Source organism: Streptomyces mayonensis (assembly GCF_018982965.1).
Classification (GTDB): Bacteria; Actinomycetota; Actinomycetes; order Streptomycetales; family Streptomycetaceae; genus Streptomyces; species Streptomyces mayonensis.
In genome coordinates, this window is record NZ_JACBYP010000019.1 from 20222 (window position 1) to 46288 (window position 26067).

23 protein-coding genes are annotated in these 26067 nt (G+C 72.8%); 18 read left to right on the forward strand and 5 right to left on the reverse strand.

Translation table 11 applies throughout. The annotated features are described in order from the left end of the window. Nucleotides 1-96: 96 nt before the first annotated feature. Complete coding sequence (locus tag HZS56_RS10115; RefSeq protein ID WP_216720440.1) at nt 97-543, forward strand: MarR family winged helix-turn-helix transcriptional regulator; 447 nt, start codon at nt 97-99, stop codon at nt 541-543. Beyond that, nucleotides 536-1960, forward strand: coding sequence for an MFS transporter (locus tag HZS56_RS10120; protein ID WP_216720389.1), 1425 nt, complete (start codon nt 536-538; stop codon nt 1958-1960). The genes HZS56_RS10115 and HZS56_RS10120 overlap by 8 nt, the downstream gene beginning before the upstream one ends. A 111-nt stretch (nt 1961-2071) precedes the next feature. On the opposite strand, the gene HZS56_RS10125 is transcribed toward HZS56_RS10120, so the two are convergent. Beyond that, nucleotides 2072-3547, reverse strand: a complete 1476-nt coding sequence (locus HZS56_RS10125) for an amidohydrolase family protein (RefSeq protein WP_216720390.1) — start codon at nt 3545-3547, stop codon at nt 2072-2074. A 254-nt stretch (nt 3548-3801) separates the two neighbouring features. Here HZS56_RS10125 and HZS56_RS10130 point away from each other — a divergent pair, with 254 nt between their 5' ends. The 6 genes from HZS56_RS10130 (at nt 3802) to rhaS (ending at nt 9807) form a co-directional block, all read left to right on the forward strand. Further along, a complete protein-coding gene (locus HZS56_RS10130; protein ID WP_308408044.1) occupies nt 3802-4605 on the forward strand; it encodes an IclR family transcriptional regulator domain-containing protein in 804 nt (267 codons plus the stop codon). 138 nt (nt 4606-4743) lie between these two features. Continuing rightward, nucleotides 4744-5949 carry a CaiB/BaiF CoA transferase family protein gene (locus tag HZS56_RS10135; RefSeq protein ID WP_216720391.1) on the forward strand — a complete coding sequence of 402 codons (1206 nt, stop codon included), beginning with the start codon at nt 4744-4746 and terminating at the stop codon, nt 5947-5949. 176 nt (nt 5950-6125) lie between these two features. After that, nucleotides 6126-6947, forward strand: a complete 822-nt coding sequence (locus tag HZS56_RS10140) for a citryl-CoA lyase (protein WP_216720392.1) — start codon at nt 6126-6128, stop codon at nt 6945-6947. 142 nt (nt 6948-7089) lie between these two features. Then, entirely contained in the window at nt 7090-7953 is an 864-nt protein-coding gene (locus HZS56_RS10145; protein WP_216720393.1) for a DODA-type extradiol aromatic ring-opening family dioxygenase, read from the forward strand. Next, nucleotides 7950-8309: a hypothetical protein gene (locus HZS56_RS10150; RefSeq protein WP_216720394.1), complete on the forward strand. Its 360-nt coding sequence runs from the start codon at nt 7950-7952 to the stop codon at nt 8307-8309. Before HZS56_RS10145 ends, HZS56_RS10150 begins: the two co-directional genes overlap by 4 nt. A 418-nt stretch (nt 8310-8727) precedes the next feature. Continuing rightward, the gene (gene rhaS / locus HZS56_RS10155; RefSeq protein ID WP_216720395.1) at nt 8728-9807 is read left to right on the forward strand and encodes a rhamnose ABC transporter substrate-binding protein; all 1080 of its coding nucleotides are present in this window, start codon (nt 8728-8730) and stop codon (nt 9805-9807) included. A 78-nt stretch (nt 9808-9885) separates the two neighbouring features. Here the strand turns inward: rhaS and HZS56_RS10160 are convergent, their stop codons facing one another. Both HZS56_RS10160 and HZS56_RS10165 read right to left on the reverse strand, forming a co-directional pair. Further along, nucleotides 9886-10896, reverse strand: coding sequence for an MASE1 domain-containing protein (locus HZS56_RS10160; RefSeq protein ID WP_216720396.1), 1011 nt, complete (start codon nt 10894-10896; stop codon nt 9886-9888). A gap of 51 nt (nt 10897-10947) precedes the next feature. Next, nucleotides 10948-11778 (reverse strand): PP2C family protein-serine/threonine phosphatase, encoded by an 831-nt coding sequence (locus tag HZS56_RS10165; protein WP_216720397.1) that lies wholly within the window; start codon nt 11776-11778, stop codon nt 10948-10950. Between the two features lie 482 nt (nt 11779-12260). Between HZS56_RS10165 and HZS56_RS10170 the strand changes: the two genes are divergently transcribed. The 8 genes from HZS56_RS10170 (at nt 12261) to HZS56_RS10205 (ending at nt 22841) form a co-directional block, all read left to right on the forward strand. Beyond that, nucleotides 12261-13160 (forward strand): NAD-dependent protein deacetylase, encoded by a 900-nt coding sequence (locus HZS56_RS10170; RefSeq protein WP_216720398.1) that lies wholly within the window; start codon nt 12261-12263, stop codon nt 13158-13160. 166 nt (nt 13161-13326) lie between these two features. Continuing rightward, complete coding sequence (locus HZS56_RS10175; protein WP_216720399.1) at nt 13327-14616, forward strand: ABC transporter substrate-binding protein; 1290 nt, start codon at nt 13327-13329, stop codon at nt 14614-14616. A 124-nt stretch (nt 14617-14740) separates the two neighbouring features. Then, entirely contained in the window at nt 14741-15682 is a 942-nt protein-coding gene (locus HZS56_RS10180) for a carbohydrate ABC transporter permease (RefSeq protein ID WP_216720400.1), read from the forward strand. Nucleotides 15683-15696: 14 nt separating this feature from the next. Then, a complete protein-coding gene (locus tag HZS56_RS10185) occupies nt 15697-16524 on the forward strand; it encodes a carbohydrate ABC transporter permease (RefSeq protein WP_216720401.1) in 828 nt (275 codons plus the stop codon). Then, nucleotides 16521-17564 carry a LacI family DNA-binding transcriptional regulator gene (locus HZS56_RS10190; protein ID WP_216720402.1) on the forward strand — a complete coding sequence of 348 codons (1044 nt, stop codon included), beginning with the start codon at nt 16521-16523 and terminating at the stop codon, nt 17562-17564. The genes HZS56_RS10185 and HZS56_RS10190 overlap by 4 nt, the downstream gene beginning before the upstream one ends. A gap of 85 nt (nt 17565-17649) precedes the next feature. After that, complete coding sequence (locus HZS56_RS10195; protein ID WP_216720403.1) at nt 17650-19584, forward strand: cellulase family glycosylhydrolase; 1935 nt, start codon at nt 17650-17652, stop codon at nt 19582-19584. Further along, nucleotides 19581-21989 (forward strand): glycoside hydrolase family 3 N-terminal domain-containing protein, encoded by a 2409-nt coding sequence (locus HZS56_RS10200; protein ID WP_216720404.1) that lies wholly within the window; start codon nt 19581-19583, stop codon nt 21987-21989. Before HZS56_RS10195 ends, HZS56_RS10200 begins: the two co-directional genes overlap by 4 nt. A gap of 15 nt (nt 21990-22004) precedes the next feature. Then, nucleotides 22005-22841, forward strand: a complete 837-nt coding sequence (locus HZS56_RS10205) for a siderophore-interacting protein (protein WP_216720405.1) — start codon at nt 22005-22007, stop codon at nt 22839-22841. Between the two features lies 1 nt (nt 22842). Here HZS56_RS10205 and HZS56_RS10210 read toward each other — a convergent pair whose 3' ends face one another. Continuing rightward, a complete protein-coding gene (locus HZS56_RS10210) occupies nt 22843-23358 on the reverse strand; it encodes a CGNR zinc finger domain-containing protein (RefSeq protein WP_216720406.1) in 516 nt (171 codons plus the stop codon). 142 nt (nt 23359-23500) lie between these two features. Between HZS56_RS10210 and HZS56_RS10215 the strand changes: the two genes are divergently transcribed. After that, nucleotides 23501-24370, forward strand: coding sequence for an alpha/beta fold hydrolase (locus HZS56_RS10215; RefSeq protein ID WP_216720407.1), 870 nt, complete (start codon nt 23501-23503; stop codon nt 24368-24370). Between the two features lie 55 nt (nt 24371-24425). Here the strand turns inward: HZS56_RS10215 and HZS56_RS10220 are convergent, their stop codons facing one another. Continuing rightward, nucleotides 24426-25256: an alpha/beta fold hydrolase gene (locus HZS56_RS10220; RefSeq protein WP_216720408.1), complete on the reverse strand. Its 831-nt coding sequence runs from the start codon at nt 25254-25256 to the stop codon at nt 24426-24428. A gap of 486 nt (nt 25257-25742) precedes the next feature. On the opposite strand from HZS56_RS10220, the gene HZS56_RS10225 reads away from it, so the two are divergent. After that, on the forward strand, nt 25743-26045 hold the full coding sequence (locus HZS56_RS10225; protein ID WP_308408045.1) for an MGMT family protein: 303 nt from the start codon (nt 25743-25745) through the stop codon (nt 26043-26045). The last annotated feature ends 22 nt before the right edge of the window (nt 26046-26067 follow it).

The following is a 26067-nucleotide window of genomic DNA, read 5'->3' on the forward strand; positions in this document are numbered from 1 at the left end:
CGCACCACACACCCAGATGCACAGCTAAGGCTGTACAGCTCTGCCTGTGGAAGTTAGCCTGGGCCCATGAGTGAGAAGCCCGTGGGCCAGAGGCCCATGAGTGGGACCCGGAGCCCCTCGCCGTCGGCGGTCCAGGCCTCGCGCGAGGTCCGTGCGGTCATCAGCCGGCTGCGCCGCCGCATCCTGAAGGCCTCCGAGGCCGAGGACATCACCCTGGGCCAGGCCTCGGTGCTGGCCCGCCTGTCCGACAAGGGGGGCGTCACCGCCAGCGAACTCGCCGCCACCGAGGGGGTCAGGCACCAGTCGATGACGACGACGGTCTCCGCGCTCGTCTCGCTGGGCCTGGTGGAGCGCCGCCCCGACCTCGACGACGGGCGGCGCCTGCTGATCACGCTGACCGCGCGGGGCCGGCGCCGGGTGGAGGAAGGGCGGCAGGCACGGACGGAGTGGCTGGCCGAGCGGCTGCAGAACAGGTGCACGGAGGAGGAGCGCCGGTCCGTGATCGCCACCATGGCCGTCCTGGAGCGTCTGACCCGTGACTGACGCGCAGGCGGGCGCGGTGCGCGGCACCGGCAAGCCGGGCTTCGACCGCAGGCTGCTGCCGCCGATGCTGCTGGGTTCGGTGCTGAACCCGATCAACTCGACGATCGTCGCGGTGGCCCTCGTCCCCATCGGCAGGGCCCTGGGCGCGCCCGCCTCGCAGACCGCCTGGCTGGTCTCGGCCCTCTATCTGGCCACCTCGCTCGGGCAGCCGGTCGTGGGCCGGCTCATCGACATCTTCGGGCCGCGCCGCGTCTTCCTGCTCAGTACCGGCCTCGTCGGCGCCGCAGGTGTCGTGGGCACCCTGGCCCCGGGCCTCGGTGTGCTGATCGGCGCGCGCGTGCTGCTCGGGTTCGGCACCTGCGCCGGCTATCCCGCGGCGATGGCACTGGTGCGCAGCGAGGCCGAGCGCACCGGGCGGGACAGTCCGGGCGGGGTCCTCACCGCGCTGGCGGTCGCCAACCAGACCGTCGCCGTCGTCGGCCCGCTGCTGGGCGGTCTGCTGATCGCGGTGGGCGGCTGGCGCACCACCTTCGCGCTGAACGTGCCCCTGTCCGTCGCGGCCGTGCTCCTGGGACTGCGGCGGCTGCCCCGGGCCGACCCGGCACCGGCACGCGACCCGGCGCGGCACGCGAGCACGGCCGCCCGCCTGGACCTGCCGGGCATGGGGCTGTTCGCCGCGGTGCTCGTCCCGCTGCTGCTCTTCCTGATGAACCTGCACCTGCGCGACTGGTACCTGCTCGCCCTCTCCGCCGCGGCCGGCGCCGCCTTCGCGGTCCGGGAACTGCGGGCCGCCACCCCCTTCATCGACCTGCGGGTCCTCGGCGGCAACGCCCCGCTGCTGGCGACGTACGGGCGGGCGCTGGTCTCCTACGTCGTCGCGTACGCGTTCCTGTACGGCTTCACCCAGTGGTCCGAGGAGGGCTTCGGGCTCACGCCGTTCCACGCCGGACTGGCGCAGATCCCGATGTTCCTGCTGGCCGTCGGCGTCTCCGTCGTGTCCGGCCGCCGCCGGGGCGTACGGGGGAAACTGCTGCTCGGCGCGGCCGGGCAGACAGCCGCCTGCCTGGTGATCCTCACCCTCTCCGGGGACAGTCCGCTGTGGATGCTGCTCCTGGTGGCGCTCCTCTTCGGTGTCCCGCAGGGGCTGAACAACCTGGCTCTGCAGAACTCCGTCTACTTCCAGGCCGACCCCGGGCGCACCGCCTCCTCGGCCGGGCTGCTGCGCACCTTCGCCTACATCGGCTCGATGGTCGCCTCCTCCGCCACCGCCGCCTCCTTCGGGGAGCATGCCGACACCGGCGGGCTGCACCGGCTCGCCGCGGTGATGCTCGGTGCCGGTGTGCTGTACCTGGTGCTCACCCTTTTCGACCGCACCCTCGGCCGCGTGGCCGCGGCGGACACACGTGCGGCGACCTGAGAGTGGCGACCGGACAGGGGTGTGCCGTTCGGACAGGAGTGTGCCGTTCGGACAGGTTGGCGACCCGGACAACTGCCGGGGCGGCAGCGGCGCGGCCGTGCGGGCTTCGGGTCAGCCGCCGGGCCGGCCTCCGTGGGTGGTCGCGGTCCGGTAGCCGGTGTAGGTGTACGGGTTGTCGAGGACTTTCGTCTCGGGTGTCTCGGGGTTCATCCCCTGCTCCCAGGCCTCGTCGCCGAGCCGGGACCGCAGGTGCCCGACCGTGGACTCGACGGTCCGGCGCACCTTGGCGAGGTCTGTGCCGACCAGCCGGTGCTCGTGCTTGACGATGCGGCCGCCGGCCACGACGGTGTGCACGTCCCCGCGCTGGGCCTGGAGAGCGACGTGCCCGTAGGGGTTGAGGAGCGGGAACATCGCCGGGGAGCGGTCGTTCTTGATCAGTACCACGTCGGCCTTCTTCCCGGCCTCCAGGCTGCCCACCCGGTCGTCGAGCCCGAGGGCCCTCGCCCCGCCGCGGGTCGCCCAGCCCACGACCTGCTCGGCCCGCAGGTGGGAGTGGGTGACGGTCTCGCCGCCCGCGTGCGCCTCCAGGTGCTCGCGGGCGCGGTCGGCGCCGAGCGTGGCCCGCATGGCGGAGAAGAGGTCGCCGCTCCACCACACGCTGGTGTCCATCGACAGCGAGACGGGGATGTCGTGGGCGCGCAGGGCCCAGGTGGGCGGATAGCCCTGACCGCAGCTCTGCTCGCTCTCCGTCGACACGGACACCGAGCCGCCCGTGGCCGCGATCCGGTGGTAGGAGTCGGCACTGAGCGTGGCGGCGTGCACGTACACGGTCTCCGGGGTCATGAAGCCGTGTTCGTGCATCAGCCGGATTCCGTCGTCGTTGGTGGCGCCCCAGACGCCGGCGTGCGTGGTCACCGGCACGCCCAGCTCCCGCGCCGCCTCGAAGGCCGCCTGCTCGGGAAAGTCCGGGTCGCCCGTGACGTCGAAGGCCAGTTGCAGGCCGAGCCGGTCGCCGCCGAACCTGCGGTCGACGAAGGCGCGGAACTCCGGCGCGGCGGTCCACTCCCAGGGCGCCGCCTGGATGTTGCCGTAGGCGAGCACGAACCGTCCCGGCACCTCCTCCAGGGCGTCGAGCGCGGCGTCCGCGTGCTCGACGGTCTGCAGCCCGTGCGACCAGTCGACGGTCGTGGTGACGCCGGAGTCGAGCGCCTCGACGGCCGCGAGCAGGTTGCCGGCGTAGACGTCCTCGGGCCGGAAGTGTGTGCCGTGCTCGAGGTAGTACCAGACGAAGTACTGGGTGAGGGTCCAGTCGGCGCCGTAACCGCGCATCGCGGTCTGCCACATGTGCCGGTGCGTGTCGATCATGCCGGGCATCACGATGCCGCCGGTGGCGTCGATCTCGACGGTGCCCTCGGGGACGGCCAGGGAGGGTCCCACGGCCTCGATCCGCTCGCCGACGACCAGGACGTCGGCCGCGGGGTGCAGCGTTCCGCGGTCGTCCATGGTGAGGACGGTGCCGTCGCGGAACACCACGGGCGCCCCGGGAGTGCCCGCACCGGGTCCGGACGAGTTGCCGACCGCATTCATTCGATCCTCCGACCCGTGGCACGAGGAGGGCGTCCTCTGCGGACGACTGTCCGCCTGTCGTACGCCGGTTGAGGCGTAACGATGTGTCCGGAGCCGAGGCCCTGTCAAGGCTCCGAGCCGAAGGGGAACGGGGAACCGCTTCCGGCGCCGTCCCGGGGCGGGGCGCCGTCAGGCGGACGGGCCGACCGGAGCGGTTAGTCTCGAGGCGGAGGCACCCCGTGGTGCCCGTTCGACCCCGAGCAGCAGGAGCACCCGTGCCCCGTCGTGACGACGACCCGAACTTCATCGAGGCGATCGCCCGCGGCTTCGACGTGATCAAGGCCTTCGGCCCGCACACGCCCGTCATGGCCCTGAGCGAGGTGGCGACCGCCACCGGCCTGGCCCGGCCGACGGTACGACGGATCCTGCTGACCCTGGAGACCCTGGGGTACGTGCGCTCCCTGCCCGGCAGCGGCTTCACCCTCACCGCCCGGGTGCTCGACCTCGGCCTGACCCATGTCCAGTCGCTGGGGCTGTGGGGGGTGGCCCGTCCGCACATGGAGCGCCTGGTCTCCCGCACGCACGAGTCCACGTCCGTCGCGCAGTTGGACGGTTCCGACATCGTCTACGTGGCCAGGGTCGCCGTACCCAAGATCATCGCACTGGCGGTGGGCATCGGCACCCGCTTCCCCGCCCCGCAGACCTCCCTCGGCAAGGTGCTGCTCGCCGGCCTGGAGCCGGCCGAACTGGACAAGGCGCTGGCAGAGCCGAGCCGTTCCGGCGCCGAGCCCCGCCACCGGTGGGAGCGGGCCGGGCTGGACGAGACGCTGCGGCAGGTGCGCGCCCGGGGCTGGGCCCTGACCGACCAGGAACTGGCCGCGGGCATCCGCTCGGTGGCGGCGCCCGTCCGCGACGGTGAGGGCCGGGTGATCGCGGCGATGAACGTCACCGTCCACGCGGCCGAGACCTCGGTCGAGACCCTGCGCGACGAGTACCTGCCGCTGCTGCTGCACGCCGCGGGCGAAGCGAGCGCGGACTTCGCACGCTACGGGGCGCTCCCGCGGACACCGATGACGTGAAGGACGCTCCGAGGGGGCCTGAAGGAGACCTCCGGATGACACGAGGCGGGTTCCAGGGTCTTGACACCGCCGCCCCGGCACTTCAAGACTCCGTTCACGGACACCCGTCCGCACATCGGACACCGGGAGCGCTGAGGCATGGCAGAGGCAACGGCCCGGTCCCACGGCCCGGACACCGGCACCACGCAGGACGGCGGCGCCCGCGGACCGCTGGACGGACTGCTGGTGGCCGACTTCTCGCGCATCCTCGCCGGCCCGTACGCGACCATGCTGCTCGCCGACATGGGCGCCGAAGTGATCAAGGTGGAGAGCCCCGGGGGCGACGACACCCGCACCTGGCTCCCGCCGACGCGCGACGGAGTCTCCACGTACTACCTGGCGGTCAACCGCAACAAGCGTTCGCTGTCGCTCGACCTCAAGGACGACACCGACGCCGGACTGGCCCGTGAACTGGCCGCCCGCGCCGACGTCGTGATCGAGAACTTCAAGCCCGGCGGGCTGGCCCGCTTCGGCCTGGACCACGTCGCCGTCCGGCGGTCCAACCCAGGCGTGGTGTACGCCTCGATCAGCGGGTTCGGATCACAGGCAGACCCGTCCCTTCCCGGCTACGACCTGATGGTCCAGGCCGTCTCCGGGCTGATGAGCCTCACGGGGGACCCGCACGGCCCGCCCTACCGGGCCGGCATCTCGGTCTTCGACGTGATGACGGGGATGCACGCCGCCATCGGCATCCTCGCGGCACTGCACCACCGCGGCCGGACGGGTGAGGGACAGCACCTCGAGGTCAACCTCCTCTCGTCGGCGCTGTCCGGCCTGGTCAACCACACCAGCGCCTACGTGGCCGGCGGGGGGGTCCCGCACCGGATGGGCAACGCCCACCCGAGCCTGTTCCCCTACGAGCCGCTGCCCGTCGCCGACGGCGAGCTCGTCGTCATCGCGGGCAATGACGGCCAGTTCGCGAAGTTGTGCGAGGTACTCGACCTGCCCGGCCTTGCGGCCGACCCGCGCTTCGCCCGCAACCAGGACCGCACCGCCCATCGCGACGTGCTGCGCCCGCTGCTCGTGGAGCGGCTGGCGACCCGCACCAAGAAGGATCTCTTTCACCGGCTGCTCGCGGCGGGCGTGCCCTGCGCCCCCATCAACACCGTCGCCGAGGGCGTCGCGTTCGCCGAGGAGGTGGGGCTCTCCCCGGTGGCCACGACGGGCGAGGGCGACGCGGCGGTGCCGACCGTGCGCCATCCGATCGCCTTCTCGGCGACCCCGCCGCGCCACGAACTGCCCCCGCCCGCCCTGGACGCCGACGGCACGGCACTGCGCGCCTGGCTCGCCTGCCCGCGGAACTGACCGCGCGGCCGCCCCGCCGGCCCCGGCCGACCGCGATCCGTCCCGGCCGCCACCGCCACCGCCACCGCCACCGCCACCGCCACCGCCCGACGGCGAGTCACCCCGATCCCGTTCCCTGCCGACCGCGAGCCGCCCCGCCCTCCCGGCGGACCGCCCCCTTTCCGAGGAGCCCCACCGTGCAGGAACCCGCGAACGACGGCCCGCCGCGGTACCCGACGTCGCTCGGCACATCCGACGCCGACGGCATACGTCTGCTCGGCCACGACCTGGCCGGGGAGCTGATGGGCAAGGTCGGGTTCGGCGAACTGGCCCTGTGGCTCGTCACCCGGCGCCGTCCGGAACCGGGCGACGTCCGGGTCTTCGAGGCCGTGCTGGTGGCTCTGGCCGACCACGGGTTCACCCCGACCGCGATCGCGACCCGGCTGACCTACCTGTCCGCCCCCGACTCCGTGCAGGGTGCCCTCGCCGCCGGACTGCTGGGCGGGGGTTCCCGGTTCCTCGGCGTCACCGAGGACTGCGGTGCCTTCCTGCACGACATCGTGGCCACACACCCGGAGCGGCTGCCCGACGACGCGGACGAGGCGGGCTGGGACCGGCTGGCCCTCCAGACGGTGCGGGTGGCCCATGCGCAGCGGCGGCGGGTGCCGGGGCTCGGGCACCCCGTCCACAAGGTGCGGGACCCCCGCACGCCCGTGCTGCTGCAGATCGCCGAGGACAACGGTCGCAAGGGCCCGCACCTGCGCCTCTTCGAAGCCGTCGGCAGAGTGCACCCGCAGGTGCTGGGCCGCACCCTGCCGCTCAACGGCGCGGGCGTGTGCGGCGCGGCCCTGGCGGACCTGGACCTGCCCGTCGGGCTGCTGCGCGGTTTCGCCCTGCTGGCCCGGACAGCGGGCCTGCTCGGGCACCTCGCGGAGGAACAGCGCGCCCCCGTGGGCATGGACGTCTACCTCTCCGTCGACCGCAACGCCCGGTATGTCGACCCGTCCGGGAACGGCTGACCGCGGTCGCCCGCCTGCACCTCACCCGGCAGGACCGCCACCCCCGCCCGTACCCGCGGCCCGCGGCCCGCGACTCGCGCCCCGCGCGCACCATCCCGATCCGTGCATCCGACGAGCCCCTGCATCCGACGAGGGAAACACCATGGCAGAGCTGGTGGCGGTCATCGCCTCGACCCATCACCCCTTCTACTACCGGGCGAGCACGGCCACCGGCGAGGACCGGCCCCCGTTCGCCGACGCCTGGGTGGCCGAGATCGAGCAGTTCCGCGAGACCCTGACCCGGGCCCGCCCGGACGTCCTGGTGATGGTCGGCTCCGACCACTTCCACCAGCTGTGGCTGGACAACATGCCCCAGTTCCTGGTCGGGAAGGCCCCGTTCTACGACGCCAACTTCTACAACGAGGAACGCGAGTTCGGCCTGCCCCGCATGCTGCTCACCGGGCACGAGGAGCTCTCCGCCCACGTGCTGCGCCAGGGGCTGGACGCCGGCTTCGACCTGGCCTTCAGCAACGAGCTGCGGATCGACCACTCGATCACGTGTCCGATCATCACGCTGCGGCCCGAGGCCGACCTGCCGATCGTGCCGGTGTACACCAACATCTTCGCTCCCCCGCTGCCGCGTCCCCGGCGATTCGTCCAACTGGGCCGTGCCATTCGGGAGATGGTCGAGAGCTGGCCGTCCGACCAGCGCGTCGCGGTCATCGGCACCGGTCACCTCTCCCTCGAACTGGGCGGGCCCCGGCAGTTCGGGGACCACGGTCCCGACCCCGAGTTCGACCGCAGGGCCGTCGAGTGGATCGCGAACGGCGACATCGAGGGCTGCCTGGCCGAGGTCACGCTCGACAGCCTGCACCGACCGGGCAACGCCACTCACGGCTTCATGGACTTCATGCTGATGATGGGCGTCGCGGGCGAGGGTGCCCGGGCCGACCACGTCGGCACGCTCGACCTGTTCCACACCATGGAGGCCTATTTCACCTGGTATCCGAAGGGAGCCGGCGCATGAGCAAGTACCTGGTGAACAAGTTCCTGTACACCGTGGACCGCGATCCGGAGCTGGTGGAGCGCTACCGCGAGGACCCGCGCGCCACCGTCGCCTGGTGGGAGGCGAGCCTGGCGGGTGTCCTCCTGGGCTGCGCCGGCGGGGAGGACTCCACCTGGACCCGGTTCGAGGACGCCGAACGCGAGGCCCTCGCGACCCACGACCACCCGGCGCTCTTCGCGCTCGGCGCCCACCCGTTCCTCACCCTGACACTGTTCATCGCCCTGTTCGAACGCGACCACGAAGGTCTCGGCTACCAGAAGCTGTACGCCGAGCGGCTGGCGCACTTCGCCCTGCCCTACCCGGACATCGCGACGTGAACGCCGGTCTGCTCCTGCTCCGGGGGCCGTGCCACGGGTGCGGACCGCGCGCCGGGCGTGGGCCGGCGCTCGCCGCGGCCGTCGCACGCCGCCGTCACACGTCGCCGTCGCCGTCGCCGTCCGCGGCGCTCCCCTCCCTGTTGCTGCGCGGGCGGGGCGCGCACCCCGGGCCGGGGCTCCGCAATCGCCCGAGGGGCAGGACCGAGGGGCCACAGTCCCCTGAAGTCTTCCCTCAAGTCCATTGACCAGGACGGTGTTTCTGCCTAACGTCCCGTCAAGCGCCAATGAAACCTTTCACAGCCCTGGCCCCACGCTCGGGCGGCCCCCTGCGACGTCTGTGCTCCGCAAGACCGCCATGGCTGAAAGCACCTGGTGAACGGTCTTCGGCCGCCGCACGTCGACTCACCGAAAGAAGCACATGCACAGAACCCCCTCACGCCGCGCCTCCGTACTCGTCGCAGCCGTGTCCTCCCTCAGTCTCCTGACCGCCGGCTGCGGAGACGACGACGGCTCCGCGGACGGCGACACGGCGACGAGCGGCAAGAACGCCGAGGCGTCCCCCAACGCGCCGACCCGCACGGGCATGACCATCGGCTTCCTGCCCAAGCAGGTCAACACGCCGTACTTCGACGTGGCCGACGCCGGCGGGGAGCGCGCGGTCAAGGCCCTGGGCTCGACCTTCAAGGAAGTGGGCACCGAGGAGAGCCCGGACGCCGCCGACCAGGTGACGTACATCAACCAGCTCACCGAGCAGAAGGTCGACGCGATCGCCGTCTCGGCGCTGGACCCCAACGCGCTGTGCGACTCCCTCAAGAAGGCCATGGACGCGGGGATCAAGGTCGTCACCTACGACTCCGACACCAAGCCGGAGTGCCGCTACGCGTTCGTCTCCCCGGCGAGCTCCGAGGACATCGCCGTGCGGCAGCTGGAACTTCTCGGCGAGCAGACCGGCTACCAGGGCGACATCGCGATCCTCTCGGCCGGAGAGACGGCCACGAACCAGAACGCCTGGATCGCCAGCATCAAGAAGGAACTCCAGGACGCGCGGTACAAGGACATGCGGCTCGTCGACGTCGTCTACGGCGACGACGAGCCGGAGAAGTCCTACGAGAAGGCCGAGGAGCTGCTCGACAAGTACCCGAACCTGAAGGGCATCATCTCCCCCACCACCAACGGCATCAAGGCAGCCGCGAAGTACCTGTCGCAGTCGGAGTCCAAGGGCGACGTGAAGCTGACCGGTCTCGGCGCCCCCAACGACATGCGCCCGTACATCAAGGACGGCACGGTGGACGCGTTCGTGCTGTGGGACCCGTCCAGGCTCGGGGAGCTGGCCGGGCACGCCGCCGTCGCTCTCGCCTCCGCGCAGGTCACCGGCCGCGAGGGGCAGATGTTCCTGGCGGGTGACATGGGCTGGTTCCAGCTCAGCCAGGACGGTGTCATCACGCTGGGCGAGCCGACGGTCTTCAACGCCGACAACATCGACAAGTACGACTTCTGAGCGGCGTCCGCACTCGTCCCGGTCCCCGCGGGAGACGTCCGGTGTCCTCGTGCCGGCGGCAGACCCCGGCCGCCGCACTCACCGGACGTCTCCGCCGGACGCCCCCGGGCCGCCCGGCCCTCCGGCGTTGCCGCCCGGTCCCCCGGCGTTCAGGTGCTGCAGTGCCTCGACCAGCTCCTGGCAGGCCCGTTCCACCGACCGCCGGGTGTGGAGCTGCTCGCTGATCACCGCGGACAGCAGCAGCGCGGTCAGCCCGAGGGTCCCGTTGAACGCCTGGAGCTTCATCAACGTCTCGATCTCGGTCAGCCTCCCGAAGGACCCGGCCTCCTGCCCCGCCGCGACGGTCGCCAGCACGGAGGCGAAGAGGGCACACGACATGCCGCCCGCGAGCTGGAAGCGCAGCACGGACCAGATCAGCAGCGGGTACACCAGGAAGAACACGCTGACCGGGCTGTACGTGATCAGCGGCACCAGGACGCACACGACGACGGCGAGCACCAGCGCCTCGGCCCAGCGCAGCGACAGCGGCGGCAGACGGGCGTGGTGGAGCAGGAGCAGCAGCGGGGTGACGAGGACGACGCCCATGGCGTCACCGACCCACCAGGCCAGCCAGACGACCCCGAGGTGGTCCGTCGGGAGCTTGTCGGACCACAGCAGCATGCCGACGCCCGTTCCCGAGCTGACCAGCATGGCGGTCAGCGCCCCGAGGAAGACCAGCGCCAGTCCGTCGCGCAGCCTGCTCAGGCTCAGGCGGAACCCGGCCGTGCGCAGCAGCAGGTGGGCGACGACCGGGCCGGCGGTGTTGCCCGCCACGATCCCGACGGCCTCGGCCCCGGGGCTGCCCAGCCAGAGGACGACCAGCAGCACGCCGAGGGCGATGCCCGGCACGCACCAGGGCCCGAACAGCAGCAGGCCTGCCACGGCGACGCCGCTGGCCGGCCAGATGGGGGTGACGACCGCGCCGTCGGCGCCGAGCTGCTGCGACAGCCCGAGCCGCCCCGCCGCGTAGTAGCAGCCGGCGAGCAGCAGCGTTCCGCAGGCGAGGAGGACCGGTCGCGGCCATGCCCGGACACCCAGCACAGGAGCCATCAGACACCGGTGCCGCCGCTGCTGCGAGACGAGGGGGCACGGCAAGGGGCCCTACGGCGTAACGGAGCGCCCGTCGTGGCCGACGACGAGCACGGCCGCGTCGTCCTCGTGTCCGATCAGCTCGGCGTTCCTGAGTACGGCGGCGGCCAGCGAGTGTGCCTCCATGCCGGTGACGGCGGCGAGGCCCGCCAGCCGCACCACTCGTTCGAGTCCGTCGTCGAGACTCAGCGAGGGCCCCTCGACCACGCCGTCGGTGACCAGGACGAACACCCCACCGGTGGCAAGCCGGTAGCGCGTCACCGGGTACTCGCTCCCCTCCAGGACGCCGAGGGGCGGTCCGCCCTCGTCCCGGCAGACCTCCGCCCTGCCGTCCGCCGTGGCCCGGACGCAGGGGACGTGGCCGGCCCGTGCGCTCTCCAGCAGGCCGGTGGCCGGGTCGTAGCGCAGGAAGGTGCAGGTGGCGAAGAGATCCTTGTTGAGGGAGATCACCAGTTCGTTGGTGCAGGCGAGCAGGGAGCCCGGTTCGCTCGTCACGGACGCGAGCGCCCGCAGGCCCACGCGGACCTGACCCATGAACGCCGCCGCGTCGACGGCGTGTCCCTGGACGTCCCCGACGGAGAGGCCGATGCGGCCGTCGGGAAGGGTGAAGGCGTCGTACCAGTCGCCGCCGACGTTCAGTCCGGCGTACGCGGGCGAGTAGCAGGCGGCCAGGTGGATGCCGGGGACCATGGGCAGGTCCGCGGGGAGCATGTCGCGCTGGAGGGCGATCGCCAGCTCCACCTGGGAGCGCCGCAGTTCGGCCAGCTCCCGTGTCTGGGTGGTCAGCGAGGCCAGCCGGGCCAGCAGCGCTTCGCCGTCGGGTGCGGGACTCTTGCGGAACATCGACCACTCCCGGTCCGGGCCGCCCCCGGAATCCCGTCGGGATCCGTCGGCCCCGGACAGTGCAAGTCTGTCACCCGGCTCGCGGGCGGGCACGTCGGGGCGGCGCCGTCCGGGCGGCAGGGAGACGGGCCCCACGCCATGGGGACGTGTGTCCCTGGGGCTTCCCGGGTCCTTGGGCTCTCCCTGGTCCCGGGGCGCTCCCGGTCCCTGGGGCCCTCCCTGGTTCCCGGGGTCCTCCCCGGCCCCCGAGTGTTCCAGGTCCCCGTGCCTCCGTGGCACGTCCCGTGGTGCACCCCCGCGGCGTGCCTCCCCCGGCTCCCGTGGCTCCCCCGGCTCCCGCAGCTCCCGTGGCCCCCGCAGGAGGTACGCCGCGGCTCCGGCAGGGGCATCTCCGTGGGTGCCGCGGCGCGCTGCCCGCACGAGCGCGCCGGGTGTGCTTCCCACCACGCCCGTACCCACGGCGCGTTCCGTACCCTTGCCGCATGCGCATGCGGCCGACTCTGAGCTGGACCCCGGACGCCGACCTGCCGCCGGGCACCACCGACCTGGCTCCGGTCGCCGACGCCCTGCGCGCCGGACGGGTCCTGGTGCTCAGCGGCGCGGGCATCTCCACCGAGTCGGGCATCCCGGACTACCGGGGCGAGGGCGGGAGCCTGAGCAGGCACACGCCGATGACCTACCAGGACTTCACCGGCAGTCCCCGGGCACGGCGCAGGTACTGGGCCCGCAGCCACCTCGGCTGGCGCACCTTCGGCGGTGCCCGCCCCAACGCGGGGCACCGGTCCGTGGCGGCGTTCGGACGCCGCGGCCTGCTCACGGGTGTGATCACCCAGAACGTGGACGGACTGCACCAGGCGGCCGGCAGCGAGGACGCCGTGGAGCTGCACGGCAGCCTGTCGCGGGTCGTCTGCCTGTCCTGCGGGGCGTTCAGTCCGCGCCGCGAACTCGCGCTGCGCCTGGAGGAGGCCAACGCCGGGTTCTCGCCGGTGGCGGCCGGGATCAACCCGGACGGCGACGCCGACCTCAGTGACGAGCAGGTCGGCGACTTCCGCGTGGTGCCCTGCGCGGTCTGCGGCGGCGTCCTCAAGCCGGACGTGGTGTTCTTCGGCGAGGCGGTGCCGCCGCCGCGTGTCGAGCACTGCCGCGCGCTGGTCCGCGAAGCGGCCTCGGTGCTGGTCCTCGGGTCCTCGCTGACGGTGATGTCCGGGCTGCGCTTCGTGCGGCAGGCGGCCCGGGAGGGGAAGCCGGTGCTGATCGTCAACCGGGACCCGACCCGCGGCGACCGGGAGGCCCTCGTACGGGTCGCCCTCCCGCTCGGCGCTGCCCTGACCACACTGGCCGGCCGGCTGGGCGTGCCCGTGCAGGACGCCGCGCCGGCCTGACGCTACCCCGGCGACGGCCGGCCCGCCCCGGACGGCCCGGACGGCCCGGACGCGAACTTCCCCGCGCCACCCCCTTGACCGCGGTGTCTCCACTCCATACAGTCCTCGCACCTCACGAGGTACATCGATTAACCAATCGTTAACCGCTTGGTTGGAGACCACCCCTGTGCGCTCATCGCTGACTCGGCGCGACCTGCTCGCCGCCGGTTCCGGCCTGGCCGCGGCCGCTGCCCTGCCCGCTCTGTCCGGGTGTTCGTCGTTGGCGTCGGCGGACTCCGACCCGGACACCCTCGTCGTCCACACCCAGCTCGGCACGACCGCGCCGGGCTCCCCCACCTATCTCGCGGCCGTCGACCTCTTCCGCGAGGAGAATCCGGGGGTCGGGGTCAAGAACCTGGTCAACGGCGACGACCTCGCCCAGGTCTACGAGACCTCGCGACTGGCCCGCAAGGAGGCCGACGTCGTGATGGTCAACCTCTACGACAAGACGCTGGCCTGGACGGACGTCGACGCGACCGTCGACGTCGGCCCCTACCTCGACGCGTGGGGGCTGCGCGACCGGGTCCTGCCGGCCGCCCTCGCGGACTGGACCGACGACGAGGGCCGGGTCAGGGCGTTCCCCTACTTCGCCACGAACTGGCCCGTCGCCTACAACCGCGCCCTGCTCGACCGGGCCGGTGTCGACGCGATCCCCACCACGGGCGACCAGCTGATCGCCGCGGCCCGCAGACTGCGCGCCAAGGGGCTCGCCCCCGTGACCGTGGGCGGCAACGACTGGACCGGTCAGAAGCTGATGGCGCAGATCATCCAGACCTTCCTGTCCCAGGAGGAGGCCCGGCACGTCTACACCACCGGCGACTTCGGCGGACGCGGCGCACGCCGGGGCATCGAGTACTTCACGCACCTGCGTGACGCCGGCGTGTTCGCCGACAAGGCGCAGGGGCTCACGTCCGACTCGATGGCGACGCAGTTCAACACCGAGGAGGCGGCCATCCAGTCGGCGATGTCCTCGGCCCTGGCCAAGGTGCCCGACGAGGTGGCCCGGCACACCGAGGTGGGCGGCTGGCCGCTGGCCGACGGCGCCGCACACGACGGTCCGACCGTCATCCGGGCCTACACCCTGATCGGCTTCTGGATCAGTCCCAACGGCGTCCGCAAGATCGAGCAGGTGGAGAAGTTCCTGCGGTTCATGTACAGGCCCGAGATCGTGGCCCGGTTCGTGACGGAGAGCGGCCGGGACATGGCCCTGCGCACGGACGCCGTCAGCACCGGCTTCCCGCTGGTGGGGGCGGCCCAGCGGCTCGGTCCCGAGGTGAGCCAGGTGCTGCTGCCCGACGTGTACGTGCCGCCGGCCGCCGCACAGCCGCTGATCACGGCGACCAGTACGTCCTTCACCCGGGGCACCAGCGCGGCCCGGGTGCGGGCCGCGCTCGAGTCCGCGTACCGCTCGGCATGAGCCGCACGACCGAGTCCGGCCCCGCCCCCGCCCGGCACTTCCGCGGCCCCTCCGCCGGGCACCCGTCGGTGTCCGTCGCCCGGTCCCCCTCCGTTTCCGCCACCCGTTCTCCGGGAGTCACCGCATGACGACCCTCACCACGACGCCGGACGGCAGCGCGGCCCGTCGCTCCGACCCGCCGGCCTCCCCCGCCGCCGCACGCCGCGGCCCCCGGCAGGGCGGTACCGTCCTCGCAGTGCCCGCGCTGGTCTGGTACCTGGTGTTCATGGTCGGGCCGCTGCTGGCGATCTTCGTGATCGCGGCCCTGCACTGGCCGGGCATGCTCCAGCCGGTGTCCTTCGCGGGCCTCGACAACGTCCGGGTGGTGCTGGACGACCCGGTGTTCTGGGACGCGGTCCGCAACACCGCCGTCCAGCTGGCCGTCGCCCTGCCCGTGATGATCGTGTGCGCGTACATGGTGGGCTACTACGTGGCCCAGCGCCCGCCCGGCCACCGGGTCATCCGGTATCTGCTCTTCGTCCCGGGGCTGATCTCGACACCGGCGAAGGCGATGGTCTTCTACGCCGCGCTGTCACCGGACGGACTGCTCAACGGGGCGCTGGAGGGCGTGGGCCTGGGCTCGCTCACCGACGCCTGGCTGGCCTCGCCCTCGACGGCGCTGGCGGCGCTGATCGCCCTGGACGTCTGGGCCGGCATCGGCTTCACCGCCGTACTGTTCGCGGCCCGGCTGGGCAGTGTGCCGGACGAACTCGGGGAGGCCGCCCAGCTGGACGGGGCGGGGCACTGGCGGACCATGTGGTCGGTGCACTTCGCCGTGATCCGCGACTACGTCGGCGTGGTGACGATGCTCCAGTTCCTGTGGACGCTGTTCGGATCCGCGCAGCACGTGCTGCTGCTGACGCAGGGGGGTCCGGGGACGTCGTCGACCACGCTGTCGTTCCTCGTGTACCAGAAGGCGTTCATCGCCGCCGACCTCGGCTACAGCCAGACCGTCGGCGTCCTCCTCTTCCTCCTCGGTCTCGTCGGGCTGCTGACGATCCGCCGCGTCTTCCGCCAGAACTACTGATCGGAGCAGCACAGATGAAGCTCGGCAAGCGCTGGCTCCCGGCCCACATCCTGGTGTGGACGTACGCGGTGCTGCTCGTCGTCCCGCTGTACTACTTCCTCGCCTCGGCCTTCAAGTCGAACGACGAGATCTTCGCGCACCCCTTCGCCCCGCCCTCCTCCCTGGGGCTGGGCAACTTCCGGACCGCGTTCGACAGCGCGGACCTCGGGCTCGCGGTCGTCAACTCCGCGCTGGTGACGGTGTTCTCGCTGGCGCTCACCCTGCTGCTGGCGATTCCGGCCGCGTTCGCGCTGGCCCGCTCGACCGGGCGGCTGGCGGGCGTGGTCGAGAAGGTCTTCTCGCTGGGCTTCCTGATCCCGACGTTCGCTGCGCTCTTCCCGACGTTCCTGCTGGCGGCGGCCACCGGGCTGTTCCACACCCGGATCTTCATGGTGCTGTTCCTGCCCGCGACGGCGCTGCCGCTGTCGGTGGTGATCCTGGTGCAGTTCATGCGCACGATCCCGCCGGAGATGGAGGAGGCCGCGCGCCTGGACGGGGCGTCCACCTTCGCGGTGCTGCGGCACGTCTACACCCCGATGTGCCTGCCGGGCATCGCCACCGTGCTGCTGCTCAACTTCCTGACCTTCTGGAACGAGTACCTGTACTCGCTGGTCATCATCGGCCCCGACCCGGCGCAGCGCACGGTGCAGGTGGCGCTGCCCACGCTGAAGTCGATCACCGGGACGGACTACGGCGTGCTGACGGCGGGCACGGTGCTGACCCTGGTGCCGGTGTGGATCGTCTACACGGTGCTCCAGAAGCGCATGCAGCAGGCCCTGGTCAGCGGGGCGGTGAAGATGTGAACGTCACCAGCGAACGGCCGGGCAGGCGGCCGACGATCAAGGAGGTCGCCGCCGCGGCCGGGGTGTCGACCGCCGCGGTCTCCCAGGCCTTCAACAACAAGGGCCGGCTCTCCGAGGCGACCCGGCGGCGGATCCTGGACGCCGCGCTGGAGCTGGGCTGGAGCCCCAGCGCCCCGGCGGCGGCGCTGCGCAACGCCCGTACCCGCAGCCTGGCCCTGGTGGTCCGGCGGCCCACGGACGTGCTGGGCTCCGACCCGCACTTCAGCGAGCTGATCACCGGCATAGAGGGCGAGTTGGCGCCGCGCGGCTACGGTCTGCTGCTGCACCTGGTCAGCGGTGACCGCGAGGAGAACGGCCTGTACGAGCGCCTCGCCGCCGAGGGCCGGGTGGACGGCGCCGTGCTCACGGACGCCCGCGACGACGACGGGCGGCCCGCGCTGCTGGCCCGTCTCGGGCTGCCCGCGGTGCTGCTCGGCTCGCCGGACGACACGGCCGTCGTGCCGCGGGTCGGGCTGCGTGAGCAGGGTGCCGGCATCAGCGAGGCCGTCGCGCACCTGCTGGCCCTCGGCCACCGGCGTGTCGCCTACGTCAGCGGGCCGCCCGAGCTGCAGCACACCCGGGTGCGCCGGGCGGCCTTCGAGGACGCCCTGCGCGAGGCCGGGCTGCGTCCCTTCGCGGTGCTGCCCACCGACTTCAGCGAACGCCGCGCCGTGGGCGCCACCGAGGCCCTGCTCGACGCGGCCGAGCGGCCCACGGCGATCGTGTACGCCAACGACTCGATGGCGGTCTGCGGCATCGGCACCGCGCAGCGCGCCGGTCTGGCCGTGGCCCGTGACGTGTCCGTGGTCGGCTACGACAACCTGCCGCTCGGCAGCTGGCTCCATCCCCGGCTGACCACGGTCGACCAGCAGGTGCAGCGGGTCGGCGCGGCCGCCGCGCGCATGCTGCTGTCCCTGTGCGGCGAGCCGGTCGAGGAGAGCGCCCCGACCGGGCGGCCCCGGCTGGTCGTCCGCGAGTCCACGGGGCCCGCCCCGGGCTGATCCCGCAGAAGTCCGCGCCGCGCCGCGGCACCCCACCGTCCCTCCCTGCATCCCGACACCGCACCCCCACCACCCGAGAAGGACCATGCGACGCCACAGCGCCCAGCTCACCCACCAGCCCGACGTCCTGCCCTGGCTCGGCGCCAACTTCTGGTCCCGTACCGGCGGTCCGCTGATGTGGCGGAACTACGACCCCCGGACCGTGCGTGCGGAACTGCGCGTACTGAACGACCACGGCCTGAACATGACCCGTTCCTTCTTCTACTGGCCGGACTTCCATCCGGAGCCGGGCCGTGTCGACGAGGAACTGTGCGAACGGTTCGCGGACTTCCTCGACGCCCACCGCGAGGCGGGCATGGGCACCGTGCCGACCTTCATCGTCGGGCACATGTCCGGTGAGAACTGGGACCCGGTCTGGCGCGGCGACCGCGACCTGTACGAGGACGTGTGGATGGTGGGCCGCCAGGCGTGGTTCGTCTCGCAGATGGCGCGCCGCTTCAAGGACCACCCCGCGGTCACCGGCTGGCTGATCACCAACGAGATGCCCGGCTACGGGCGGATCCACCAGGTCGACCCGCCGTCCGCCGACGTCGTCACGGCCTGGGCGCAGGCCATGTGCAACGCGGTCCGCGCGACGGGCGCGACACAGCCCGTGTCGCTCGGCGACGGCGCGTGGGGCATCGAGGTCACCGGTCGCGACAACGGCTTCTCGCTGCGGGAGACGGCCGAGTACGTCGACTTCGTGGGCCCGCACGTGTACCGCTCCGACACCGACCGGCCGCGCCAGCACTACCGTGCGGCCTTCGAGTGCGAGCTGGCCGCGGTGACCGGACAGCCCGTGGTGCTCGAGGAGTTCGGCCTCTCCACCGACACCGTCTCGGCCGCCAACGCCGGGGTCTACTACCGCCAGACCCTCCACAACTCCCTGCTGGGCGGGGCGACCGGCTGGATGGCCTGGAACAACACCGACTACGACGACCTGTGGGAGCAGTCCCCCTACGACCACCACCCCTTCGAGATGCACTTCGGCATCACCGACTCCACCGGCGCCCCGAAGGAGCCGCTGCGTGAACTGGCGGCCTTCGCCGACGTGCTGAAGGCCGTGGACCTTCCGCGCTGCTCCCGGTCGGACGCCGACGCCGCGCTGGTGGTGCCGGCCTTCCTCGAACGCGGCTACCCCTACAGCCGCCCCGCCGACCGGCCGCTCATCTTCACCTCCCTGCACCAGGGTTACGTCACCGCACGCGCCGCCGACCTGCCGGTGGCCTTCACCCGGGAGGCCGACGGGCTGCCCGGCGAGGCGTCGCTGTACCTGCTGCCGGCGACCCGCCAGTTCACCACCCGCACCCGCCGCGAGCTGGCGCGCCGCGCCGCCGGGGGCGCCACGGTGTACCTGTCCTTCTGCTCCGGCGAGCACCCGGCCACCCGCGGCCCCTGGTTCGACGACCTGGACGGGTTCTTCGGCGTCGAGCTGCAGTTGTCGTACGGCGTGGCGGAGCCGATCGCGGACGACGTGCTGGAGATGACGTTCACCGAGGACTTCGGCGGCCTGCAGGCCGGCGAGGTGCTGCGCTTCCCGGTCGCCGGGAACGAGGACAGCCGCGCCTACCTGCCCGTGCTGCCCCGGGCGGGCCGGGTGGTGGCCGTGGACGCCCACGGGCGTCCGGCGCTGGTGGTGCACGAGACGGGGGCGGGCCGCACGGTGCTGGCCACCTATCCGCTGGAGCACATGGCCGCCCGTACGGCGCGCGTCAACCCGGACGTCACGCACCGCCTGTACGCGGCGCTCGCCGAGGTGGCGGGCGTGCGCCGGCCGGTGACGGTCGCCGATCCGCACGTGTCGGCGGACGTACTCGTGCACGCCGACGGCCGCCGGTTCGTGTGGCTGGTCAGCCAGAGCCCGGAGCCGCTCGTGGTCCGCCCGGCGGCCGCGGGAACGCTGCACGCTCTGGCCGACGGCGAACCGGTCGGAGACGTACGGCTCGACGCGTACGGGGTCGCCGTCCTGGAGCTGCGATGACGGTCCCGCTCTACCGCGACCCCGCGGCCGCGGTGCCCGAGCGCGTCCGTGACCTCCTGGGCCGGATGACGCCGGCGGAGAAGGTGGGCCAGGTCAACCAGCGCATGTACGGCTGGCACGCCTACGAGCGCACCCCTGGCGGCCACCGTCTCACGGACGCGTTCCGCAAGGAGGTTGCCGCCTTCGACGGCATGGGCGCGCTCTACGGACTGCAGCGGGCCGATCCCTGGTCGGGCGTCGGGTTCGAGGACGGTCTCGACGCGCGGGACGGGGCGCGGACCGCGGCGGCCGTCCAGCAGCACGTCGTGGACCACACCCGGCTCGGCATCCCGGTGCTGCTGGTGGAGGAGATGCCGCACGGCCACCAGGCCCTGGACGGCACGGTCCTGCCCGTCAACCTGGCCGCCGGCGCCACCTGGGACCCCGAGCTGTACGCCGATGCGGTGGCCGCGGCGGCCGCCGAACTGCGGGCGCGGGGCGCGCACATCGCGCTGGTGTCCGCCCTGGACCTGGTGCGCGATCCGCGCTGGGGGCGCAGCGAGGAGTGTTTCGGCGAGGATCCGTACCTCGCCGCGCGGATGACCGAGGCCCTGGTCGAGGGGGCGCGGCGGGCGGGTGTGGCCGTCGTGCTGAAGCACTTCGCGGGCCAGGGCGCGACGGTCGGCGGACGCAACAGCCCGGCCACGGAGCTGGGAGTGCGCGAACTGCACGAGGTCCATCTCGCCGCCGCGCGGGCCGGGGTGGCGGCGGGCGCGGCCGGGGTGATGGCCGCCTACAACGAGTTCGACGGTCTGCCGTGCGTCGCCAACCGGTACCTGCTCACGGACGTGCTGCGCGACGAGTGGGGGTTCGACGGGCTCGTGATGGCGGACGGGACCGCCGTCGACCGGCTGCTGCGGCTGACCGGCGACCCGGTCCGGGCGGCGGCGCTGGCACTGGACGCGGGGTGCGATCTCAGCCTGTGGGACGACTCGTTCACGCGGCTGGGCGAGGCCGTGGAGCGCGGTCTGGTGTCGGTGCGGGCCCTGGACGCCGCGGTGGAGCGGGTCCTCACGCTCAAGTTCCGCCTCGGCCTGTTCGAGCAGCCGGTGCCGTCGGCCGGGCCGGACGCTCCCGACCGCGCGGAGGCCGCCGAGCTGGGCGAGCGTCTCGCCCGTGCCTCGGTGACCCTGCTCGCGCACGAGGGCGGTGTGCTTCCGCTGCCCCGCACGCTGCGGCGCATCGCGGTCGTCGGGCCCAACGCGGACTGCCTGCCGCACCAGATCGGCGACTACACGGCGCCGCAGCGGCCCGGCGACGGCGTGACCGTCCTGGAGGGCATACGCGCGGCGGCCGGGCCCGGCGTCGACGTGGTGACGGCGCCGGGGTGCGCCCTGGTCGGGGACGACGTGTCGCTGGTGCCGTCGGCGGCCGCGTCGGCGGCCGCCTCGGACGTGGCCGTGCTGGTGCTCGGCGGGTCCAGTGCCCGCTCCGCCGACACCGCGTTCGAGGCGAACGGGGCGGCCGTCACCGGTTCCGGTGCCCCGGCCGGCATGACCTGCGGAGAGGGCGTGGACCTGGCGGACCTCTCGCTGCCGCCGGCCCAACGCGCCCTGCTGGACGCGGTGTCGGCGACCGGAACGCCGGTCGTCGTGGTGCTGGTCCAGGGCCGCCCGCACGCCCTGCCCGAACTGGAGGCGCCGGTGCACGCGGTGGTGAGCGCCTGGTATCCGGGTCCGCGGGGCGGGCGGGCCGTGGCCGAGGTGCTGTTCGGCGACGCCGAGCCGCGCGGGCGGCTGCCGGTCTCCGTGCCGCGTTCGGCTGCCCAACTGCCCGTCCACTACAACGGCAAGGACCACCGCTACCGCGGCTACGCCGACCAGAGCGCCGGTCCGCGTCACGCCTTCGGGCACGGCCTGTCGTACACGACGGTCGTCTACGGGGCCCCGCGCCTGTCGCGTGCCCGCGTCGCCCCGGGCGCACCCGACCTGGTCTGCCGGGTCGCCGTGCGCAACACCGGGACGCGGCCGGCCGACGAGACGGTGCAGCTCTACGTGCGCCGCCTCTCGGGCGGCACGTCCTGGCCGCGGGTCCGGGAGTTGCGGGGTTTTGTCCGGCTCCGTGTCGCGCCCGGGGACGAGGCCGAGGCGGTCTTCGAGGTGGACGCCGCCACGCTGGCCTCGGTGGGACGCGACCTGCGCCCCGCCGTCGAGCCGGGCGTCGTCGAACTGGAGACGGGCCCCGCGTCCGACCGCACCCGGGCGGCGCGTCTGGAGATCACGCACTCGGAGTCCGGCACGGATCCGGACTTGGCGCCGGACCCGGGACCGGACTTGGCGCCGGGCCAGGAGCCGGACTCGGAGCCGGACTCGGAGCCGGACTCGGAGCCGGACTCGGAGCCGGACTCGGCACCGCGTGAAACTTAGGCTAGCCTTGCCTGCATGGCGAAGGTTCGTCGGCTCACGCCCCAGCAGCCCGAGATGTTCCGTGCCCGTGTCGTGCGGACCGAGCGGGTCTCCCCGTCCATGCACCGCGTCACGGTCACCGGACCGGGGCTCGGCGGTTTTCCGTGGCTCGGGTACGACCACTGGTTCCGGCTCTTCCTCCAACTCCCCCACCAACGGGAACTGCGGCTGCCGGAGTTCACGGGCGCGCAGTGGTGGCAGCCGTACCTGGCCATCCCCGAGGACGAGCGTCCGCACTGTGCCAACTACTCCGTGGCCGGCTTCCGCCGGGAGACGGCCGAGCTGGACATCGACTTCGTCGTGCACCGCGGCCCCACGGGCGAGATCGAGGGCAGGGCCGCGATCTGGGCCTGCAACGCCCGGCCCGGCGACGCGCTCGCCGTGCTCGACCAGGGCATCCTCTTCGACTGCCCGCAGGACGCCTCCGAGGTCACCGTCGTCGCCGACGAGACGGGACTGCCAGCCACCGCGGGCATCCTGCGCTCGCTCCCCGGCGACACGGTGGGCCGGCTCATCCAGGAGATCCCGACGGAGGCCGACCGCCGCGAACTGCACGCGCCGCCCGGCGTGACCGTCTCCTGGGTGGTGCGCCGCGACAGCTCCGCGGTGCCCGGGGCCGCCGCACTGCGTGAACTCCGGCGCCTGACCCGGGCGGCGGCGACGGGGTATGCCTTCGTCGTCGGCGAGTCGTCCCTGGCCACCGAGGGCCGCAGGCACCTGCACCGCCTGGGCCTGCCGAAGGAGCGCATCACCTTCTCGGGGTTCTGGAAGCACGAGAAACACGAGAAGCACGAGAGGGCGGCCGCGGCCTGACCTACCGGGCTCCGGCCTCCCTGGCCCGCCGGTAGTGCCGGCGGGCCTTCATCCTGTTCCCGCACTCGGCCATCGAGCACCAGCGGGCGCTGTTGGGCTTGCTGCGGTCCAGCAGGAAGCGCCGGCACTCCGGGTTGCCGCACGGCTTGAGCCGCCCCGGCCGGCTTTCCTCGACGCGCGCCCAGGTCAGGACCAGCTCCACCGTGAGCCGGCGTGCGTCGGGCACCTGAAGCACCCACTCCAGCCCGCCGCCCGCGATGTGCGGCACACTGCCGACACCCGCCAGGAACTCGTTCAGGCACTCCGGATCGCGCCGCCCCCGGACGACGTCCTGGAGGGCGTCCCGCGCGGCCACCAGCAGGGCGACCTCCTCGTCCGCCCCGGTGCCGCCGTGCTCACGCGCCCAGGCGCGGCCGTCGGCGGGCCCACCCAGGGCGTCGCGCACCGCCCCCTCCACCACGGGCGTCGTGTTGAGCAGCTCCAGGAGGGCGTCCTCCCCGGCCCTGTCGGCGTTCACCACCTGCCTCCTAACCCTTTGCCCGGCATTGGCAGGTTACATCAGACCCAGCCAACAAACCTAACCCCTAACCATCACTTGACAGGTTACTGCGGGAGTGCTGCACTCAACCTAACCACTAAACGCCTCCTAAGGGGTTGCCATGAGTGCCACCGTGCATCACCGGACCGCCACCGTCGACGGCCTGGACGTCTTCTACCGTGAGGCCGGAGACCCGCAGGCCCCGGCCGTCGTGCTGCTGCACGGCTTCCCGACGGGCTCGCACATGTTCCGGAACCTGATTCCGAGGCTCGCCGACGAGTACCACGTGATCGCCCCCGACATGATCGGCTTCGGCCACTCGGCCGCGCCCTCCACCGGCGACTTCGACTACGGCTTCGACTCCCTCACCGACGTGACCCTGAGCCTCCTGGACGACCTCGGCGTGGAGCGGTTCGCGGTCTACGTGCAGGACTACGGAGCGCCGGTCGCGTGGCGGATCGCCACCCGTTCCCCGCACCGCATCACCGCGATCGTCACGCAGAACGGCAACGCCTACACCGACGGCTTCGTCAAGGACTTCTGGGACGGACTGTTCGCCTACGCGGACAACCCGGACCCCCAGACCGAGGCCGTCGTCCGGGAGGCGCTGAGCCCCGAGATGATCCGCTGGCAGTACGTCAACGGGGTCGCCGACCCGAGTCTCGTCAGCCCCGACACCTGGGCCCTCGACCAGGCCATGCTGGCCCGCCCCGGCAACGACGCGGTCCAGCTGGCGCTGTTCCGCGACTACCCGTCCAACGTCGCCCTGTACCCCCGGCTCCAGCAGTACTTCCGGGAGAGCCGGGTACCGCTCCTGGCGGTGTGGGGAGCCGGCGACGAGATCTTCGGACCCGACGGCGCGCGGGCCTTCCGGCGCGACCTGCCGGACGCGGAGATCCACCTCCTCGACACCGGGCACTTCGCCCTGGAAACCCATCTGGAGGAGATCGCCGACCTCATCCGCGGCTTCCTCGCCCGGGCCGCCCTCTGACCCGGCACCCGCCGCGCCCGGTGCCGCCCCGGGCAGTTCCCTCACGGCGGCCGGGCTACGCCTTCACGAAGGCCAGGAGGTCGGGGTTGAGCACGTCCGGGTGGGTCGACAGCATGCCGTGCGGGAAGCCCTCGTACGACTTCAGCGTGCCGTTCCGCAGGAGTTCGACCGACAGCGGCGCCGAGTCGGAGTACGGCACGACCTGGTCGTCCGTGCCGTGTGCGACGAGGACCGGGACGTCGATCCGCTTGAGGTCCTCGGTGAAGTCGGTCTCGGAGAACGCCTTGATGCACTCGTAGTGGGCGTTCGCCGCGCCCGTCATGCCCTGCAGCCACCACTTGTCGACGAGGCCCTGCGACACCTGTGCGCCCTCGCGGTTGAAGCCGTAGAACGGACCGGACGGCACGTCGATGTAGAACTGCGCGCGGTTGGCGGCGAGCGCCGCGCGGAACCCGTCGAAGACCTCGATCGGCGTGCCGCCGGGGTTGGACTCGGACTTGACCATGACCGGGGGCACGGCACCCACGAGCACGGCCTTCGCCACCCGGCCGGCGCCGGCGCGCGCCACGTAGCGCGCGACCTCGCCGCCACCGGTCGAGTGGCCGATGTGGACCGCGTCCCGCAGGTCCAGCGCGTCGGTCACGGCCGCGACGTCGGCGGCGTAGGTGTCCATGTCGTGGCCGCCCGACGGCTGGCCGGAACGGCCGTGGCCGCGGCGGTCGTGGGCGATCACGCGATAGCCGTGGGAGAGGAAGAACAGCATCTGCGTGTCCCAGTCGTCGGCGGTCAGCGGCCAGCCGTGGTGGAACACGATCGGCTGTCCGTCGCGGGGACCCCAGTCCTTGTAGAAGATGGTCGTGCCGTCGGTGGTGGTGACCGTACCCATGCCTGGTCCTCCCGTACGTGCGGTCGAAGCTGGTCCTGGCCCCGCCAGTCACCTTACGCCGGTGTCGGACATACCTCATTTCCGCCTGTGCCGATCAACTCGCGGAGGAAGTCATGACAGTGGACCTGCACACGTGGGGTTCCTCGTCCTCGACGGCATGAAGCTGCTCGGCCTCAGAGGCCCAGCAGGCCGAGGACGAGTTGCGGACCGCCGGGTCGTGGGACGAGCGGTTCGCGATCGCGGCACGCCTGCTCCGCCGGCGGAGCGTGGACCGGCGTCCGGTCGGCCCGGAGGTCCTGCGCATCCGCCGACGGATGCTCGCCGACCGCGGCCGGGTGCGCGTCGGCGGGCTCACTGCCGACGGCGTCGCACGGCCGGATGCGTCACCGGCCGGCCCCCGCCCTGGTCGCTCGGCGCCGCCCGGCCCCGGGTGCGATCCTGGCAGGGCGGAGGCGTGAGCCGGCAGGTGGGAAGGAGGCCGGGGCCGTGACGGCGCAGGGGATCGTCGAGGACGTGCGGGAGGCCGTGGCCTGCATCCCGGCCGGGTCCGTCGCCTCGTACGGCGACATCGGTGAGTGGATCGGTGCCGGACCGCGGCAGGTGGGCCGGGCCATGTCGCTGCTGGACGAGAACGTGCCGTGGTGGCGGGTGGTGTACGCGGACGGGACGCCCGCCTCCTGCCACGGCGGCCGGGCACCGGAGCTGCTCAGAGGCGAGGGCACACCGATGCACGGTGCGCGGGTGGACATGGAGCGCGCGCGGTGCCGCGGGCCGTTCCGGGCGCCGTGAGGCGGGGCGCCGGCGAGGGCCC